17 protein-coding genes are annotated in these 18,169 nt (G+C 59.2%); 1 reads left to right on the top strand and 16 read right to left on the bottom strand.

Annotation, left to right across the window (positions count from 1 at the left end):
* Nucleotides 1-34: 34 nt before the first annotated feature.
* The 16 genes from HYZ49_13175 to HYZ49_13100 all read right to left on the bottom strand — a co-directional run bounded on the left by HYZ49_13175 (nt 35) and on the right by HYZ49_13100 (nt 17,858).
* Nucleotides 35-1,303, bottom strand: coding sequence for a hypothetical protein (locus tag HYZ49_13175; GenBank protein MBI3243235.1), 1,269 nt, complete (start codon nt 1,301-1,303; stop codon nt 35-37).
* 199 nt (nt 1,304-1,502) lie between these two features.
* Complete coding sequence (locus HYZ49_13170) at nt 1,503-2,036, bottom strand: FAD-binding oxidoreductase (GenBank protein ID MBI3243234.1); 534 nt, start codon at nt 2,034-2,036, stop codon at nt 1,503-1,505.
* On the bottom strand, nt 2,005-2,463 hold the full coding sequence (locus tag HYZ49_13165; GenBank protein MBI3243233.1) for an FAD-binding oxidoreductase: 459 nt from the start codon (nt 2,461-2,463) through the stop codon (nt 2,005-2,007). The genes HYZ49_13170 and HYZ49_13165 overlap by 32 nt, the downstream gene beginning before the upstream one ends.
* On the bottom strand, nt 2,460-2,924 hold the full coding sequence (locus tag HYZ49_13160) for an acyl-CoA thioesterase (protein ID MBI3243232.1): 465 nt from the start codon (nt 2,922-2,924) through the stop codon (nt 2,460-2,462). Before HYZ49_13160 ends, HYZ49_13165 begins: the two co-directional genes overlap by 4 nt.
* A gap of 191 nt (nt 2,925-3,115) precedes the next feature.
* Nucleotides 3,116-4,288 (bottom strand): pentapeptide repeat-containing protein, encoded by a 1,173-nt coding sequence (locus tag HYZ49_13155; protein MBI3243231.1) that lies wholly within the window; start codon nt 4,286-4,288, stop codon nt 3,116-3,118.
* A 242-nt stretch (nt 4,289-4,530) separates the two neighbouring features.
* Nucleotides 4,531-4,908, bottom strand: a complete 378-nt coding sequence (locus HYZ49_13150) for a type II toxin-antitoxin system VapC family toxin (GenBank protein ID MBI3243230.1) — start codon at nt 4,906-4,908, stop codon at nt 4,531-4,533.
* Nucleotides 4,905-5,111, bottom strand: a complete 207-nt coding sequence (locus tag HYZ49_13145) for an AbrB/MazE/SpoVT family DNA-binding domain-containing protein (protein ID MBI3243229.1) — start codon at nt 5,109-5,111, stop codon at nt 4,905-4,907. Before HYZ49_13145 ends, HYZ49_13150 begins: the two co-directional genes overlap by 4 nt.
* Nucleotides 5,112-5,185: 74 nt before the next feature.
* A complete protein-coding gene (locus HYZ49_13140; protein ID MBI3243228.1) occupies nt 5,186-6,154 on the bottom strand; it encodes an electron transfer flavoprotein subunit alpha/FixB family protein in 969 nt (322 codons plus the stop codon).
* A 2-nt stretch (nt 6,155-6,156) separates the two neighbouring features.
* Entirely contained in the window at nt 6,157-6,921 is a 765-nt protein-coding gene (locus HYZ49_13135; GenBank protein MBI3243227.1) for an electron transfer flavoprotein subunit beta/FixA family protein, read from the bottom strand.
* Nucleotides 6,922-6,990: 69 nt separating this feature from the next.
* A complete protein-coding gene (locus HYZ49_13130) occupies nt 6,991-9,507 on the bottom strand; it encodes an FAD-dependent oxidoreductase (GenBank protein MBI3243226.1) in 2,517 nt (838 codons plus the stop codon).
* A gap of 110 nt (nt 9,508-9,617) precedes the next feature.
* The gene (locus HYZ49_13125) at nt 9,618-10,775 is read right to left on the bottom strand and encodes a hypothetical protein (GenBank protein ID MBI3243225.1); all 1,158 of its coding nucleotides are present in this window, start codon (nt 10,773-10,775) and stop codon (nt 9,618-9,620) included.
* Between the two features lie 21 nt (nt 10,776-10,796).
* The gene (locus tag HYZ49_13120) at nt 10,797-12,467 is read right to left on the bottom strand and encodes a hydantoinase B/oxoprolinase family protein (GenBank protein MBI3243224.1); all 1,671 of its coding nucleotides are present in this window, start codon (nt 12,465-12,467) and stop codon (nt 10,797-10,799) included.
* Between the two features lie 218 nt (nt 12,468-12,685).
* Nucleotides 12,686-14,761, bottom strand: coding sequence for a hydantoinase/oxoprolinase family protein (locus HYZ49_13115; GenBank protein MBI3243223.1), 2,076 nt, complete (start codon nt 14,759-14,761; stop codon nt 12,686-12,688).
* 51 nt (nt 14,762-14,812) lie between these two features.
* Nucleotides 14,813-15,991 (bottom strand): CoA transferase, encoded by a 1,179-nt coding sequence (locus HYZ49_13110; protein ID MBI3243222.1) that lies wholly within the window; start codon nt 15,989-15,991, stop codon nt 14,813-14,815.
* A gap of 74 nt (nt 15,992-16,065) precedes the next feature.
* The gene (locus HYZ49_13105; protein MBI3243221.1) at nt 16,066-17,658 is read right to left on the bottom strand and encodes a methylmalonyl-CoA mutase; all 1,593 of its coding nucleotides are present in this window, start codon (nt 17,656-17,658) and stop codon (nt 16,066-16,068) included.
* 32 nt (nt 17,659-17,690) lie between these two features.
* Entirely contained in the window at nt 17,691-17,858 is a 168-nt protein-coding gene (locus HYZ49_13100) for a hypothetical protein (GenBank protein MBI3243220.1), read from the bottom strand.
* 76 nt (nt 17,859-17,934) lie between these two features.
* Between HYZ49_13100 and HYZ49_13095 the strand changes: the two genes are divergently transcribed.
* Complete coding sequence (locus HYZ49_13095) at nt 17,935-18,141, top strand: DUF2283 domain-containing protein (GenBank protein MBI3243219.1); 207 nt, start codon at nt 17,935-17,937, stop codon at nt 18,139-18,141.
* The last annotated feature ends 28 nt before the right edge of the window (nt 18,142-18,169 follow it).

Genomic DNA, 18,169 nt, shown 5'->3' with positions numbered 1-18,169 from the left:
GGGGAAGCTCCTTGATGAATCAAATGTGAAGCGATTAGACACGGGTGACCCGCCTCTTTTTGGGGGCGCTTTCGGTTTTCCTTGCCGCCCACTCGCGGATGGACTTGGCGCTGTCGCGCGCCGCCCGCTTCATAAACTTTTCGCCGAGAAGGTCAGCCCCCAGTTGATAAAAGGTTTTGCGGGTGGGCACCGCGCCCACTTTGAGGCCGCGCTCAATCAGGGTCTTGATTTCCTCGCCCGTCATCTTGTGGTGGTAAGCGCGAATCACGTCGGCCACGCCTTGATTGATAGTGTCGGCATAGTATTCCCTGGCCGAGCCGAGATACTGCTGGCACACTTTGAGCGGCGACTGGCCCAGGCTGGGCAAAGCCGAGATGGCGGCTCGTTTCAACGCGCCGGGCGTGAGGACCACCAGCCCCAGCGGCCCGACCAGCATTTTTCGGAAGAGGTGGATGGAGGTGGGCGTGTCGAAAGCTTTGTCGTCGTCGGCCATCAAGGCGTCCAGGGCCGAGTCGTATTCGGCCTCGATGGCTTCACGGGTGGGCAGGGTTCCAGAGACGGGCAGACCGGCCTCGGCGGCGTGGGCGGTGAAGGCGTCCACGTTGCCGCTCAACAGGGCTTGCATGGCTTCCCACTGAGCCGGCGGCTTGCCGACCGGAGCGTCGGCCAGCCAGGCTTCACACAGGGCGCGCTTGCCGGCTTTGGAAAGCTTTGTGTCGGTCAACAGCACTTCGGCCAGGGAGCGGCACATTTGCGTTGACTCGCAATTGACGCACAGATGCCACAGCCACCACAGCCGCTCTGGCTCCGGGATGTCGGCCTTGGCGATCAGCCACTCGAACAGGCGGCGCACTTCCATCAGTTCCCAGTCGTCGAAGAGCGGGCCGCCAAAGTCGGCGGCGATCATCAGCGAGCGAAAGCTGGCCGGGTCGAGCTGGCCCAGGCCGGCCAGGTAGCTGATCATCACCGGCAGACCGTGCGGCGTGCCGTACTCGGCATTGGCGTCAATTTGTTGAAACGCATATTGGGTGATCTTCAGCCGCGTTTCCTGCGACAGGGTCTCAAGCCGCACGACTTCCACCGCGCCGAAACCGAAGATATAAGGTTCGTGCATGCGCTCCGGAATCAAGAAGTCGGGGCGGCGGCCATATTTGTTGTAGCCGTAAATGTGCTGGTAATAGTGCTCGAGGCCGCGCGCCAGGCAGTCGGCTACGAGCGCCCGTTCCGGTTCGGGAATGTTGAGTTGCTTGAAAAAGCTGTTGAGGTTGAAGGGGGTGTGGCGGGTTGAAGTTGTTTTGGCCATGCTTGCCTCTCCGGTTTTGGCACGTTGCGCCTAACCCGCATTATATCCCTCCTGAGAGCCTGTTTAATAAATGCTCCCCAACCGCGTCCTCGCGGTTGGGAACGCCCGCGAGGACGCGGGCTTTGAGCAATTTTCAAACAGGCTCTGAGCGTTTCAGCCCGGCGGTCGCTGTTTTTCACTCATCAAGCGAAGCAGTCGCCTAACCCGCAATACCATAGTCATATCGTCCGCGCACAGGCCGGCCTTCAGCGTAACGCGCAAAGCGGAACAAAGTTGGGTCAAGGCCTTCGGTGCGCTGGCCGGTAACAAGGTCGGCCACCATCACTCCGACGGCGGGGCTTAATTTGAAACCGTGCCCGCTGTGCCCGGCGGCGACGAAGAATCCGCTGCCAGCCGGAACTTCGTCAATCACCGGATGCCAGTCCGGCGTTACGTCATAAATGCCGGCGTAGCCGCCGCGGCTCACGCCGCGCTCCATGCACGGAAAGCGCCGCGCCAGCTTGGTTCCAGAGTCGGCCACAAACTCAAAGTCAACCCGCTCGTTGTAGCTGTCCGGGTTGGCGCGATCGTCGGCCTCGACCGGATCGACTGAACCCACCAGGGTCATGCCGCCGGTTTCAGGGCGGAAGTAGGCGACGTTGGGGAAGTCAACGAAAACGTGAGGCGCGGCACAATAGTCAAAATATGGAAGAATAAAACTTTTAAAAAACTGTATTTTGACACTTGTGCACAAATAGAAAAGCCTTTTTATTGAGAACAGTTTTGCATTGGGCCATTCCGGGCGCGATTTCGCGAATTTCTTCGGCTGAGAGCAGGCGAGTGTTGATGCCCACGCTCTGCTGCATCGCCACGTTGGCCGCCAGTCCTTCGCGATCGTTCGCCGAGGCCAGCACCACGAAGCCAACCGGCATGTAGCCGCACTCGCCGCCGGTGGCCTCGGCAAAGTTTTGGAAGATGCTCAGGGCGAACAGCGCCATGCGAGCCGTGGTCTCATTTGAGTAATGCTGACGAACAATGGCCGACGATTTGCCGGTGGTGCCGCCGGCCAGGAAACTCTTCTCCACCAGCGTCACCTTTAGCCCACGCTCGGCCAGCCGGAACGCCGTGCTCGCGCCCATGACTCCGCCGCCGATGACGACGACATCTGCTGTTGAATTCATTGTGTAATCTCCTTGTTTTCGTAGTTTGTAACCGCCTGCCGGAGTTTGGCCGGCACTTCCCGTTCGGCCCACGTCCCGCGCTCGGCGATGATGGCGATGATGTGGCCGGTGGCCACTTGCCGTCCGTCCTGCTCGGCCCGAACGTCAAATTCGTAGCGCAGACTGCGGCGGCCAAGTTCGGCGATGCGGGTGTGAATTCGCAAAGTTTCGGGCCACTTGACCGGCGATTTGTAATTGCAGTGCGACTCGGCGTACAGCAGGTCAACACCCTCGGCCAGCAAAGCGTCGTAGTCGTAACCGATGGCGGCCATGTACTCGGTCGCGCCCACGTCGAAATAGGTGAGATAGTGGGCAAAGTTGACGTGGCCCTGCAGGTCGGTTTCGTTGAAGCGGACTTTGAGGGGGGTGAAGAATTTGAAGGGGGAGGTCATTTTGAGTTCGGAGGGGATAGAGTTGTTCATCCGATGTAGCTTGCCCAACAGCACCTGCATTCGCGGGCTAGGTGCAATACGGTTCGGTTAGCAGATCACATCCGTTGGATTTGGCTGAAAACATCGCGATTTTGGCTATAAACTTGGCGAAACTTCAAGCGGGCAAGCCCCGATACGGCTTAACCGAACCGTATTGGGGCTAGGTGGCGATTTCAAATTCCCTACGACCGACTGATACGATTGCCTAAAGTAAACATTAGTAATGCCAAAGTGGAAATACCGAGCAAGGCTTCGATACTGGTCAGAACTTGCGCTAAAGGCGTTTGGGCTTCGAATTGGCTAAACCCTATCGTAGTGAAAGTTCCCAAACTGTAGTTCAAGTAATCCAGCCACGTCATTTGTCCACTCCGCGAAACAACACCACCTGACAAGGCAAATAGGAGAGGGAATGCCAGTAGAATAACGCCCGCCCATAGCACGGTGCGAAGAGGTTTTTCGCCATAACCACACAGCAAGTCTGCCAACCAATCCAAAATCCATGTAACGAAATATTTGGGGTAGAACCAAAGTTTTCTCAAAATGCTACTATTCCATTCGGTGCTGTAATATGCTTTCGCTCGCCATGGGGCACAAGTCGCCCGCCTTGATAGACGCTCATTGATATATGCCCGACTTGCTTCCTTGTAGCGCCCATGTGACAAGTAGGCGTTCTTGAGATTCATATATATTTCGGTGGCTTCGTGATACCTGAGTTTCAGGTGGCGTTCTCGATACTTGGCTGGCAGGTCTCTTGCATACCAACGTTCGAAGTATTCTTCATAGTCTTTCTGCTTTTCCTGTAATAGAAAATCACCCAATTGAACGCCTGTAACTAAGGCGTCGGCGAGTCTAGCAGTTGCGAGGTTGGCTTCCTCCAAACGAGCGTACCACAAATTAGCGCCGCCTAATTGACAACCATACAAGTCGGCTCGCCTCAGATCAGCTCGACCAAAATGTGCATTCTGAGCTTGAGCCGCAAACAATGATGCTTCATAGAGATTGGCTTCCCAAAAACCGGCATCTTGAAGGTTTGTATGCGTCAGATTAGCTCGCGTCAGGTCGGAGTCGGTAAAGGTAGCGCCTACCAGGTTTGCGCCGTATCCTGTGGTTACAAAATCACATCTGCCAAATATGACCCCGCGCAGACTCAGATTGCGTAAATCCGCTCCCGACAGATCACATTTGGATAGGTCTAAACCTTCTGAGCCACCATTCTGCTGAATCATCTTTATGACATCATCTCGTGTTAATGGGCGCATGCGATGGTCATTTGAATTTTGGATGGGTTGTTCGCGGCGTTCGAACCCGTCTCGCAAATTATCAATGACCGTTTGCAACAGATCCAACCAACTCATGAGACCTCACGAAACTTTCGGCTACAGGGAAGCTACCAAATCAAGGCTTCGGGATAACAATTCCACTTTATATCCCAAAGCCACCCCACTTACTTCTTCACCTTCTTAATCCCCGCGCTCAACGCCGGAAGCACCTCATGCAGATCGCCGATGATGGCGTAGTTGGCTTTGGCGATGATAGTCGCCTCGGGGTCGGTGTTGATGGCTAAGATGCGCTCCACAACTCGGCGGCGTTGTCGCCGTTATTTCTTCTTGGCGATGTAGCGCACCCCTTCAACGCTCTTGAAGTGCTCATCTTGCGTCCACAGGGTCGCGCCAAAAGCGCGCGCCGTCGCCAGGATCACACTATCCGCCATCGGCAGAGACAGTGCTACTGAGGTTTTCGCCGCGCTCAACGCAATCGAAATATCCAAAGGAATGACTTGGCCTTGCATCATTAGCGCCGTTGCCTGGAGTGCCGTATGCTCATCGCGTTGTTGGCTGATGCGCTTGAACACTTCGTAGACGCTGATGGAAGGCACAATCAACTCGGCTGTATTCTCAATGGCGGGCGCGAAAAAATCCGCGTTTGGCTCTTCGGCCAGGTATTCCAGCCAGCCCGATGAGTCAACGACGTTCATACGCGGTCGGCTTCGCGCTCAATCGTCGTATCAATGCCTTTGAGAAAGCCGCGCATCTTCTTGATGGGCTTGAGCGGGATCAGCTCAATCCGGCCTTCGTACAAGATGACCTGTACTTTGTGGCCGGGCTTGAGGCCGAGTGACTGCCGGACACTGAGGGGGATGACGACCTGAAACTTTGGCGAAACAGTTACGACTTCCATTGGGGTCTCCGCTTATCGTTCTGGGTTGCGTAATACGCCTTTATTCTACATTCAAAGCAGCTTCCCGCGCCCGCCTACTTCCTCACCTTCCTAACCTCCTCACTCAACGCCGGAAGCACCTCGTGCAGGTCGCCGATGATGGCGTAATTGGCTTTGGCGATGATAGTCGCCTCGGGGTCGGTGTTGATGGCTAAGATGCGCTTGGCCCCCTGACAGCCAACAAGGTGTTGCGTAGCCCCGCTCACACCGCAGGCGATGTAAATCTCTGGCGCGATGCGGGTTCCCGTCTGGCCGATCTGGTCGGCGTGTGGCCGCCAGCCCAGGCTTGTCACCGCGCGCGAGCAACCGACCGCCGCGCCCAACAGTCCGGCCAACTCTTCAAGCTTCTTGAAGCCTTCGGCGCTGCCCACGCCGCGCCCGCCGCCCACCACCACTTTGGCTTCGGCCAGCGAGATTTTGCCTTCGCCCGCCTCAACCCGGCCCGTGACCCGCACCCGAAAATCTTTGTCGGCGAGAGACGGGGTGATGGTGTTGATCGTCAGCTCAGCCGCGGGCGCTTCTTCGGCAACAAGGGCGTGCGGCGAAACCGTCAGCAGTTTCACTTCGCCGCCCAGCCGGGCTTCTTCCAGAAGACTGCCGCCCCAGCGCACGCGAGTCACAATGAATGGATCGCCCGGCAAAGCTCCAGTGCAGTTGGCGGCCATTGGCAAGTTGCTTCGAGCGGCCACGTGAGCCATCACTTCGTTGCCACGATCGCTTCCGGGCGCGATCACGATCTGCGGCTTGGCCGCCATCATCACTTCCACCAGACTCCCCGCCCAGGCTTCGGGAGCGTAATCGTCGAGTCGATCATGTTGCACGAGATAAACGGTCGAAACACCGTAAGCCTGAAGCCGCTCGGCCAACGGGCGGGCGGCCTCGCCGATCAAAACGGCCTCAAGCGTAGAACCAAGTTGATTGGCGAGTCGGCGGCCAAACGTCAGCATCTCAAGCGACAGGTCGTTCAACTTGCCACGGTCGTGTTCTATCAATCCGAGAATCATGGTCATACCATTCCCAATCTTTGCAACAACTCAACGGCCTTCACCGCCGCTTCCGGGCCTTTGCCCAAAATCTCAACTTGATGATCGCGCTCGGCGGGCAGTTTGAGTCGAATCTTTTCCAAACCGTTTCCGGGCCAGGTTGGGGTGAGGCGTTCGATGGGCTTCTTCTTGGCTTTGAGGCGGCCCGGCAGAGACGGATAGCGCGGCAGGTTGATGCCCTCTTTCACGCTGATGACGGCGGGCAGGGGAACTTCAAAAATGTCCCAGCCGCCGCCGGCCTGCCGTTTGGCAACGGCCTTGCCATCCCGAATCTTCAACTCTTTGACTCCGGTGACGCACGGCAAGTCGAGGGCGTGGGCGACGCGGATGCCGACTTGATAGCCGCCCGAGTCCGCCGCCTCGTTGCCGAAGAGCAGAAGATCGAACTTGTGTCCAGCCGCCTCTTGCGCCCGAACGGCCTCGACGATAGCCCCCGCTGTTGCCCCGCCATCCCACTCGCGGCCATCGGTTTCCAGCAGGATGGCCCGCTCGATGCCAAGCGCCATGCCTTCGCGCAATTGCTCGGTGGCAACCTCGGGGCCGAGCGTCAGCACAGTCGAGCTTCCGCCGTGCGCCTCAATCAACCGCACCGCTTCTTCAATCGCGCATTCTTCGTGCGGGCTGACTGTGAAGCTGAAGTAGCGCGTTTCAATGTCCTGTTCGTCCGCCGTCAGCGACATCTTGCCGCCCGCCGCCGGGACACGTTTGACGCAAACTAAAATGTTCATGACAGGTAATAGAGAATTGGAGGATTAGAGAATTCTCTAATTCTCCAATTCTCTTTTCTCTTTTCTCTCTCAACCCTTCATTCTTTCATTCTTCGGATCAAACACCGGCGTCGGGCCAACGGCGGCCACGGTCACCGGGTAATGCTCGTTGAAATATTCGACCATGAGGCTCGCGCCGACTTTGGCGTGTTGCGGCGGCAGGTAGCTCATGAGGATGGTCTTGCCGATGGAGGGGCCGGAGCCGGCGCTGGTGACGTACGAGCCGCGGCCATGTGCGTCCACAATCGGTTTGCCGTCGGGCGTGAGGATCGGTTCGCGGCCTTGCATGTAGCGCTTGAAGCCGGACTTGGAAGTGTTGTCGTCCACGGTGAGCGTGCAGAGGATGGCGGCAGGTTGCCCGCCTCGTTGCTTGAGATACGCTTCCTTGCCGACGAAGTCCTGGGGCTTCACCTGTGGCCGGGCCAGGCCGGCCTCGACCAGGTTGTATTCCAACTCCAGTTCGTTGCCGTACAGGCGATAGGATTTCTCCAGACGGGCGGTTGTGCCGTAGACGCCGATGCCTACCGGAGCGACGTTGAACTGTTGCCCCGCTTCCCACAAAATATCCCACAAGCGCCCGGCCTGTTCCATCGGCGCGTAAATTTCCCAGCCCAGTTCGCCCACGTAAGAAATGCGCGAAGCGATGGCGCGGATCGGGCCAAAGTCCACTTGTTGGCAGGTGGCAAAGGGGAAGGCGGCGTGCGACATGTCGTGTTCGGTGGCCGACTGCACCAGCTTGCGGGCATTCGGCCCCCACATGCCAATCGTCGTCCAGGCCGAACTGACATCGCTCAGTTGGGTTGAGCCGTCGGCGGGCAAGTGATCGGCGAACCACTTCTTGTCGCGCGGCCCGTCGAAGACGCCGGTGACCACGCGGAAGTGATTCTGACTGAGGCGCATGATGGTCAGATCGGACTTGATGCCGCCGGCCACGTTCAGCAATGGCGTGTAAACCACGCGGCCCACCGGAACATCCATCTGCGCCACGGCCATCTTTTGAATGTAGTCGAGCGCAGTCGGGCCGGTCACGTCGAAAATGGCGAAGGCCGAGAGGTCAACCATGCCCACGCTTTCGCGCATCGCCAAATGCTCGGCGTTGATGATGGGCGACCACCAGCGCCCGTCCCACTCGTACTTGCGCGGCATCACCTGCTCGCCGTACTTCGCCAGCAGTTTAGTGTTGGACTCGTACCACTGCGGGCGCTCGAAGCCCATCGCTTCAAAGAAAACAGCGCCCAGCGCCTTCTGACGCTCGAAGAGCGGGCTGGTTCGCACGTAACGGTTGGACGCCCACTGCTCACGCGGATGCACAATGCCGTAAGTCTTGTTGAAGCCTTCGGCGGTGCGGGCGTTGACGTGGGTCTTGGTTTTCTGATGGCCATAGAAGCGGGCGATGTCTGAACTGCTCGGGTCAATCTCCGGCTGGCCGTTCGTCATCCACTCGGCCACCGCGCGGGCGATGCCGGGCGCTTCCTTGATCCAAATGGCGGACACTGCCCACAGCCCTTTCACTTCGGGCGTCTCGCCGAGGAGCGGGAAGCCGTCGGGCGTGAGCGAGAGTAAGCCGTTGATGGCGTAGCGGATGCCCACTTTTTCGTCGGCCAAAATGTCGGGGATCAGTTCCAACGCCCGCTCCAGCGACGGATCGAAATCCTCTTTGGTGAACGGCATCTCGGTCGGGGAGAGCGCCGCTTTTTCGTTCGGCGGGATGTCATCGGGTTCCATCAGGATCGGGCGGTGATCGTACGAGCCGACTTCCAGATCGCTGCCGTGCTGACGCTCGTAACCGTTGGTGTCCATGTCGCGGATGATGGGATATTCGATCTCGCCTTTGGTGTTGGCGAAGAGCGGCACCGGCCCCACGCTGATCATCTGGTGGACGGCGGGCGTGAGCGGGATGGATGCGCCGGCCATGCGGGCAATGCGCGGACTCCAGATGCCACAGCACACGACTATCACTTCCGCTTTGATGTCGCCCCGGCTGGTCTTGATGCCGCGCACGCGGCCATTTTGGGTTTCGACGCCCAAAATTTCGGTGTTGGCAAACACTTGCAGAGCGCCCATCGCTTGCGCCTTCTCGCGCATGAGCGTGCCGCCGCGCAAGGAGTCCACTGTGCCGATGCCGGGCGTGTAGAAACCGCCGAGGATGATCTTATCGTTGACATACGGCACGAGTTCCTTCACCCGCGCCGGCGAGATCAACTCCGACTCAATGCCCCACGACTTGGAGGCGGCGAGGCGGCGCTTGAGTTCTTCAGCGCGTTCGGTGGTGCGGGCCACCTCAATGCCGCCGCTCTGAATAAACACATCCAATTCTCTATATTGCTTCACGCTGTCCAACGTGAACTTGGTCATTTCTTTGGAGTGGTCGGTGAGGAAAATGAAGTTTGAAGCATGGCCGGTGGAACCGCCGGGGTTGGGCAGAGGCCCTTTGTCCAGCAACACAATGTCCTTCCAGCCCAGCCGGGCCAGGTGGTAGGCCATGCTGTTGCCGACAATGCCGGCCCCGATGATGACGACGTTTGCTTGGTTTGGGAATGAACTCATGGGAGATACTCCTTTTTATTTTGATGCCTGGCGACAAGTGCGACAGTGATATACGGCAAATATATCACATTTTTCTCCCAGTTTAATCGGCGTTTGGCCGTCATATCCCATTAAGAAGCTGTGGGAGCAGTTCGCGTGCTTTTCGCGGGCTGTGCCTGTAACCGCGACCCGGCCACCATCACCAGGCCGCTCAACCCGATCAGCACAGCTTCGCTTCCAATCCACCACGCAAGCGTCTGTCCGAGGCGCAAAGCCACATCCAGCCCGGCCTGCACAAAACTTTCTGAGAGGTACAGCGGGATTTTGTCGGCGGCAAATGTGGCGTAACCTGCCTGCATGGCTGGCACTAATGTCAATGCTTCAATCACGCCGATGAGGCCGGCCACCAGCAATGGGATGCCCCACCAGCGCAGTAACGCCTTGCGCGAGCGCGCGCCGAAAAGCGCAACCAGCAACAGTAGAACGAGCGGGAGGGACGGACTCAAGCGCAGACCAAGCCGGATCAACCGTAGAGTCGTTCGCGGATCCGGTTGCGGCTCACCGGAATTTGGAACAGAAGACTCGCCTTGCTCGCTCTCGCCGCCGCCCGCGAATGTCTGGGCTAGATCAGCCTCATCGGGAAGACCCACCACGACCGCAGCCAGCATTGCTTGAATCTGCGGGGTGGCCGCCGTGAGAATTTCCTCCGGCGGGCGACAGATGGGCAAGGCGGCCTCCGCCGCGCCGCCCCACCCCAACAATTCTTCCTGCGAGCAGGGCGGCTGAGCGCGCACTAATTGTAGAAAGGCGGCCACCCCGGCCTCGCCGCCGACATGCGCTTTTAATTCAACCAGCGATATAGTGACTTTCGAGTCGGGATCAGTCGAATCCAGCATGGCAAACGTCTGATCAAGCGCGCTCTCGGTCTGAGTTTTCAGCCAGTCGGCTGGCAACAGGGTAGACAAAAGTTGTTCCCAGCCGGCCCGGCTAATATTTTGGAACATGGGCGGCGGGCCACTGCCGGGTTCTGGAGTGGAGGCCTGGCCCTCGCCCCCCTCTTCGAGGCCCGGCCCGGTGTAATGGAGTTGCAGATCGAGTTGTTCAGCCGCCAGCGCCGGGAGACGGTCGTAAATGTTCTGCGCCGCCAAAGCGCGTTTATACACGTCCGGGCTGAACAGGTGCAGGCCGACGTTGAAGAGCGGCAGCGCCGCTACTGCCACAATCACCGCCAACACTGCCAGCACAAAGGCGATGAATTTGGCGATGGCGGCCAAAACTTTGCGTATCATTTCATGCGCTCGCTACGTCACTTACACATCGGCGATCTCGACTCCGTAATCCTTCAACGCGCTCTCACGACTCACTTTGCCGTCGCGCACGTCGCGAATCACTTGATCACGCTCCCGATCTTTTGGATTGCCGTTGCCGCCGCCGCCCGCCGCGTCCATGATGACGACATCGCCCGGTTTGAGGCGGGTGAGGCCGTAGGGATTGCCGGTTTGGCCGTTGACCAGAAATTGGGCTTTGGCTCCGGGTTGGCCGCCGAATAATCCCTCCGGCGGGATTCGAAAACGGCCCGACTGGATTCCAAGATTCACCGGCGGCTGAGGGGCATAGTCGTCATCAGGAACACGGAACACTTCCCGCCGCCCAAGCGCCCCACGCTGTTTGCCGGGGCCACCTGAGTCCGTCAGCAGTTCGCGTCGTTCGACGACGAGCGGCGAGTCGCTCTCTAAAATTTCGACCGGAGTGTTCGCGCCGTTGGCCGGGAAGATGAAACAGCCTTCACCGTCGCGGGCGCCGCCCGCGCCGAGGCCGCCGCCCCGGATCAACACGGCATGAAACGGCTGCCCCGTATTGCGTCGTCCGTAGAAAACTTGCATCGTCGCCGGTGTGCCGCCGCTTCCGGCGACGACTCGATTCGGCAATGCCCCCGCCAGCGCGCGGTAGATGATCTCGGTCATGAAGTGGCCGATCTGCATTCGGGCCGCGACCGCCGCCGGAAATTTGCAGTTGACCACCGTGCCCTCAGGGGCCGTCAATTGAATCGGCGCGGCGCTCCCGTCGTTGTTGGGGAGGTCGGGATCGAAGATGCTCTTGACGGCCATGTGGACGTAGGCGTAGGTGAAGTTGTAGACGACGTTGCCGCCCCAGTCCACTTGCGGCGATGAACCGGTAAGATCAACTTTGATGTCGCTCCCGGCGACTTCAATCGCGCACTTGATGATCAGGTCGGCGCGGCCCGCTCCGCGCATCTGCTCGATGATGCCTTCGGCCCGGTAAACGCCGGGCGGCACTTTGGCGATGGACTCGCGAATGCTTCGTTCACTGCGACCGATGATCTCGTCGGCCAGATCGTCCAAGCCATCTAAATTGTATTCGGCCAGCATCTTGCACACTTGCTCGGCACAGACGTGGTTGGCGGCGATCTGCGAGCGGATGTCGCCGATGACCTGCTCCGGCGTTCTTACATTCCAGCGGATCATGTCCATCACCGCCTCGTTCAACTTGCCACCGTCGTAAAGTTTGACGAGCGGAATGAACAGACCTTCCTCGAACACGTCGTGATTATCCGAGGCCACCCGCCCGCCAATGTCGGCGTGGTGGAGGACGCAGGCGGTGAAGGCGGTGAGTTGATCGCGATAAAAGATCGGGCTGAGGACGCAAACGTCGTTGAGGTGGCCGGCCAGCGCCCAGGGGTCGTTGGTGATGAAGGCGTCGCCGGGCTCAAACGAATCAGCTGGCAGGCTTTGCACCAGTTTCTTGATTCCAATCGCCATCGCCCCCGACTGGCCGGGCGTGGCAAACGAGCCTTGCGCCAGTTCGCGCCCGCGCCGGTCGGTGAACATGCAGGTGTAGTCATGAGCGTCCCGCAGCAGGCTGGAAAAGGCGGTGCGGGCCACGGCGGCGTCGGCTTCGTCCACGATGGAGAGCAGGCGACGCCAGAGGATTTCGAGGGTGACGGGGTCAAAGTTGCTCATCGAACAAAACCTGTTTCACCGCGAAGGCGCGAAGGGGTAGTGGCCCTATAACGGGCAGGTAGCCTTTTGGCGCTTGCGAAACAGCTTGTTTTCAAGGCCTTTCGCGCACAAAAAAAACACACCTGCCCTATACAGGGACACTGCCCGCGAAGGCCGCTAAGATAAACAAAAGAGACTTTGTGATCTTCTTTGCGCTCTTTGCGTCTTTGCGGTGACAGCTATTCTTTCAAATCAATCCACAAGAATCCAAACTCATCCACCCTCACCCTCGCCTCTTCGCCGATGATGACGGTTGACTCGCGCTCTTCGACAATGGCCGGGCCGGAGAACGTCGCGCCGGGGAATAACTTGTAGCGGTCGTACACGGTGAAGGGGATGAAGTCGCGGGCGAGGCCGGAAAATGCTCTGCGTTCGCCTTTGATCGCGTCTTGAACGCGCCCACTCCTGTTTTGCAATCGCGGCAATTCCAGCAACCGCACCGGCAAACTGGCCCGCACCCGGAAGTTGACAAACTCAACTGGCGACTCGGGATACGTGCGCCCGTACAAGTGGCTATACGTTTCGTCGAAGCGGCGGCGCACGTCCGCCAGAGTCAGCATCGTGAAATCGCGTTCGGGAATCGGCAGATTCGTTTCCGAACCTTGCCCAATAAACCGCGCATCCACCGAACGCAAAAACTCAATCGCGCCCTCCGCGCCTGCCTTCCGCAACGTGCGTTCGCCTTCGGCCTCCATCTCGCGGAACAACGATTCGATCTCCGCAAAGTCCGCCGACAGAACAGGCGCTTTGTGACTCCGAACCAGATCGAAGGCGCGTGGGGCGGTGAAGAATCCCAGCGCCGAGCCGACTCCGGCGTTGGGCGGAACAATGAGGCGCGGCGCGCCGAGCTTGCGCGCCAGCCCGTAAGCGTGAACCGGCCCCGCCCCGCCAAAGGCGGCGACGGTGACCACCTGCGGGTTGCCGCCGCGCTCGGCGATGTGCGTCTTGGCGGCGGCGGCCATCGTCTCGTTGATCAGGTCGTGAATGCCCCACACGGCTTGAAGATAAGACACGCCCAGCGGTTTGGCGACTCGTTCTTCGATCCCATGTTTGGCCGCCTCAACATCCAGCTTCATTGTGCCGCCGAGAAAGTAATCGGCGTCGAGATAGCCCAACAGCAAATCGGCGTCGGTGACGGTTGGCTCAACGCCGCCGCGACCGTAGCAAATCGGCCCCGGCTCCGCGCCCGCGCTCTGCGGCCCCACTTGCAAAGTGCCGAGGCGGCTCATGCGGGCGATACTCCCGCCGCCCGCGCCGATCTCCATCAAGTCTACAACCGGCACTTGAATGGTAAGGCCGCTTCCCTTCATGAAGCGTTGGACGCGCCCCACTTCAAACGTCGGCACAACCCCGGCGATGCCTTCCTGAATCAAACACGACTTGGCCGTGGTGCCGCCCATGTCGAAGCAGAACATTTCCGGCAAATTGAACAGGCGGCTGTAGTATTGCCCGGCGATGACCGCCGCCGTCGGCCCGGACTCGATAATGCGGACGGGAAACTCGGCGGCAGTTTCCGCAGAGGTGACTCCGCCGCTGGACAGCATGATGAACAGCCGTCCGCTGAAGCCGAGCGAGGCCAGCCGGTTGTAGAGCGCCCGCAGATATTTTTCGGTGAGCGGTTTGACGTAGGCGTTGGTGACGGTGGTGCTGGTGCGCTCGTATTCGCGGATTTGCGGCAGGACTTCGTATGAAATTGAAACAGAAGCCGATGGAAATTCTTCACAGATGAGTCGTTTGAGGGCCAGTTCGTGCGCCGGGTTCTCGAATGAGTTGAGCAAACAGACGGCGATGGACTCAACGTCCATCTCTTTCAGCGCCCGCACTGTCTCCCGCGCTTCTGATTCATCAAGCGGCCTCACGACAGTCCCGTCGGCGCGCAGGCGCTCGACCACTTCCAGTCGGCGGTGGCGGGGAACGAGCGGCTCCGGGACTTCGGCGAAGACATCGTAGGGCGCGTAACGAATCTCGCGCCCGAGTTCCAGCACGTCGCGAAAGCCCTGGGTCGTAATCAAGCCGGTGCGCGCGCCTTTGCGCTCAATGATGGCGTTGATGACCAGCGTCGTGCCGTGAATAATCTCTTCCAGCCGTTCGACGTGATCGGGAACCTGATCGGCCAGCCCGCGAACGCCTTCTTCAATCGCGTCCGAGGGATCGCGGGGCGTGGTGAGGCACTTGTAGGTGTTGACCTGCCCGGTGGCATCGTCGAGCAAAACAAAGTCGGTGAAGGTGCCGCCGACGTCAATTCCCAATCGCATTCTCAGTCTCCAGTGAACAGTAATCAGTGATCAGTGAACGGTGAACGGTGATCAGATGATACCGTGTTCTTTCAGGCTGGCGATTTTTCGGGAATCGAAGCCGAGCGCTTCGCCGTAAATCGCCTCGTTGTGTTCGCCGAGGCGCGGCGGGAAGCGTAGGGGCAATTCACGAATTACCCCGGCCTCAGCCAGCGGTGGCAGGATCACTTCTGTGCCGCTTCTCTCATCGCGAACGTTGGTAAATTCCTTTTTCAGCAGAGGGTCTTCCAGCACGTCTCGGAGCGTGTTCACTTTGGCAATTGGCACGCCAATGCTGTTCAGGGCGGTTGCGAGATCGGCGACGCTCATGGTTCGGGTGCAGTCGGCGAGTCGCCGGTTCAGTTTCTCCACATCGGCGATTCGGCCCGCGTTGCGTTGATACGTTTCGTCGGCCAGCGACTCGAAGCCGGGCAGTTTGGTGATGGCCTCCCACTGCCGGTCATTGCCGACGGCCACGTAAACGTAGCCATCGCGAGTCGGGTAAACCGAGGCCGGGGCGAAAAACTGGTGAGTGTTGCCGCGTCGGGTCACCCGTTCGCCGAGGGCGGTGAGCATGATCGGGCTTGCCATCCAGGAGACGGTTGACCGGAACATGGAAATATCAATTCGGCTTCCTTCGCCAGTCACGGCGCGTCGGTACAGTGCTTTCATCAACGCGCCGTAAGCGTGCTCAGATGCGCCAAGATCAACCATCGGCAAGCCAAAGACGAGCGGTGAGCCGTCCGGTTCGCCGGTCAAGTCCATCCAACCGGCGCGGGCTTGCAGAACCGGGTCGTAGGCCGCTTCGTCCGAGTCCGGGCCAAAGCCGGTGGTGCCGAGCCAGATGATGTTTGGTCGGATGGTCTTGATAGTCTCGTAGTCAATGCCAAGTTTGTGATAACTGGACGGGCGGTTGTTGGTGGCGAAGATGTCTACGGGGAGATTAGAGATTAGAGATTGAAGGATTGAGCGGCCTTCGGCTTCGGCGAGGTTGAGGGTGATGGCTTGCTTGCCGCAGTTGTTCGGCAGGAAGTAACTGGCCATGCCGTCTTCATCGAGGAACTTTTTGCCCACATAGCGGTTCGGGTCGCCGCGCCCCGGAGTCTCGATGCGAATCACTCGCGCTCCTTCCCGCGCTAAACGCTGAGTTAGGAACGGGAGAGTCGTGGCTTGTTCGAGAGAGAGGACGGTGAGAGAGGAGAGCAAAGGCATGAGGAGTGAATAGTGAACAGTCATCAGTGAACAGTGAACACTGCTGCTGACTGTTCACTGGTTACTGTTTACTCTTACAACCGCACCGGCTCTCGAAACACGCCAAACACTTCCTTCAACGTCTTGGTGATCTCGCCCAGCGTTGCGTAAGCCCGCACAGCGTCCATCATCGCCGGCATCACGTTCTGGCCGTCCGCCGCCGCCTCGCGCACTTTCTCCAGCGCCGAGGCCACTGCCTGTGAATCGCGGCTGGCGCGAACGGCGCTGAGTCGGCGGATGGCGTCTTCGGCCTGCTCCGGTTTGTAGTCGTGCAATTCAACGTCGCGGCTTTCTTCATTCATTCGATACCGGTTGACGCCGACTTTGGGAATCGTCCCGTCCTGCAACCCTTGCTCAACCTTCAAGGCCTGATGCGCCACCTCGCGTTGCACCGCGCCCTCGCTCACGGCGCGAACAATGCCGCCCATCTCGCCGTCCACGCGCTTCATCTCGGCGGCGATGCGATGCTCCATTTCGTTCGTCAGCCATTCGACATAGTAGGAGCCGCCCAGCGGGTCGGCGGTGTCACACAATCCCATCTCTTCCACCAGAATTTGCATCGTCCGCAGGGAAATCAACGCCGCCTTCTCAGTGGGGATGGTGTAGGCTTCGTCGTATGAACACAGGGCCATCGTTTGCGCGCCGGAGAGGGCGGAGATGAGGGCGTAATACGCGCCGCGCACGATATTGTTTTCCGGTTGTTCAATGGTCAGGCCGCCGCCGCCGCCCCCGGCGATCATCTTCATCTGCATCGTGCCCGGCTTCTGCGCCCCGAACTCGTCGCGCAGAATTTTGGCCCACAGCTTGCGCGCCGCCCGAAATTTTGCCACCTGTTCGAAGAGGTTGCCGAAGATGTCGAAGTTGAACGAGAGCCGTTCGGCGAAGTCGTCCACGTTCAGGCCGCGCCCCAGCGCTTCGCGAATGTAGGCGCGGGCGATGCAATAAGCGTAAGCGATCTCCTGCACCGGGTTCGCGCCCGACTCGCGGATGTGATAGCCGCACACGCTCACCGGGTAATACTTCGGCGCTTGCTTGGCGCAGAACTCAATCGTGTCCGTCACCAGCCGGATGCCGTGCTCCACCGGGAAAATCCACGCTCCGCGCCCTATGTATTCTTTGAGAATGTCGTTCTGCGAAGTCCCGCGAACGTCAGTGAGCGGGACGCCATGCTTCTCGGCCACGACGAGATACATCGCCATAATTGGCGCGGCCACGGCGTTGATGGTGAGCGAGACGCTGATTTTCTCGATGGGGATGCCGTCAAAGGCGGTCTCCATGTCCGCCAACGTGTCCACCGCCATCCCCACCCGCCCCACTTCGCCCTCGGCCAGCGGGTCGTCGGAGTCCAATCCCATCTGCGTCGGCAGATCGAAGGCGACGTTAAGCGCGTTCTGCCCGTTGCCGATGAGGAACTTGAAGCGCTCGTTGGTCTCGGCGGGCGTGCCGAAGCCGGCATACTGGCGCATCGTCCACGGGCGGGCGCGATACATGAGCGGATGGATTCCGCGCGTGAACGGGAATTCGCCCGGCCCGCCAATGCCGTCAGCCTCCTTGAGGTCTTCCGGCCCGTAAACGGGTTTGACGGGGATGCCTGATTCTAGAATCACATCACGATTTTTGTCGGGCATAACTTCCTCTCACCGTTGTGATACAATCGTTGTCAATGGCCGTCCGTTTCACCCAACATGCGCGGGAAAAGTTCGAAATACTCGCCCGCCACAAGTTTGTGGTAACAGAGGCTCAGGTCATTGATACCGTCAATGCGCCTGATAAAGTCGAAACCGACCAAGACCCGCCAGTAGCCCAAAAAGGTTTTGACGAAAAGCATGTTCTCCGGGTAGTATTTCGTATTGAAGGCGATGATAAAGTCATAATCACATTTTACCCGGGCAGGAGGCAGCGATATGAAAGTTAGCTACGACCGTGAAGAAGACATCCTGACCATCGAGCTGGATGCTTCCGCCACGATTGACCACGCCGAACATGTGGGCTCCCTTATTCTCCACCTCGATCCGGATGACCGCCCGGTTCTGCTCGAAATACTCCGCGCCAGCGAATTTCTCTCAGGCCTGGTAAAGGCCTCCATGCGCTCTGAGTCGGTGACGGTTTAGCGCCGCCGAGTGCCTGCTTATTTCAACG

This window comes from Chloroflexota bacterium (genome assembly GCA_016197225.1).
Classification (GTDB): Bacteria; Chloroflexota; Anaerolineae; order Anaerolineales; family VGOW01; genus VGOW01.
Note: the sequence above shows the minus strand (reverse complement) of the source record. Positions and strands in the feature narration are given on the sequence as shown.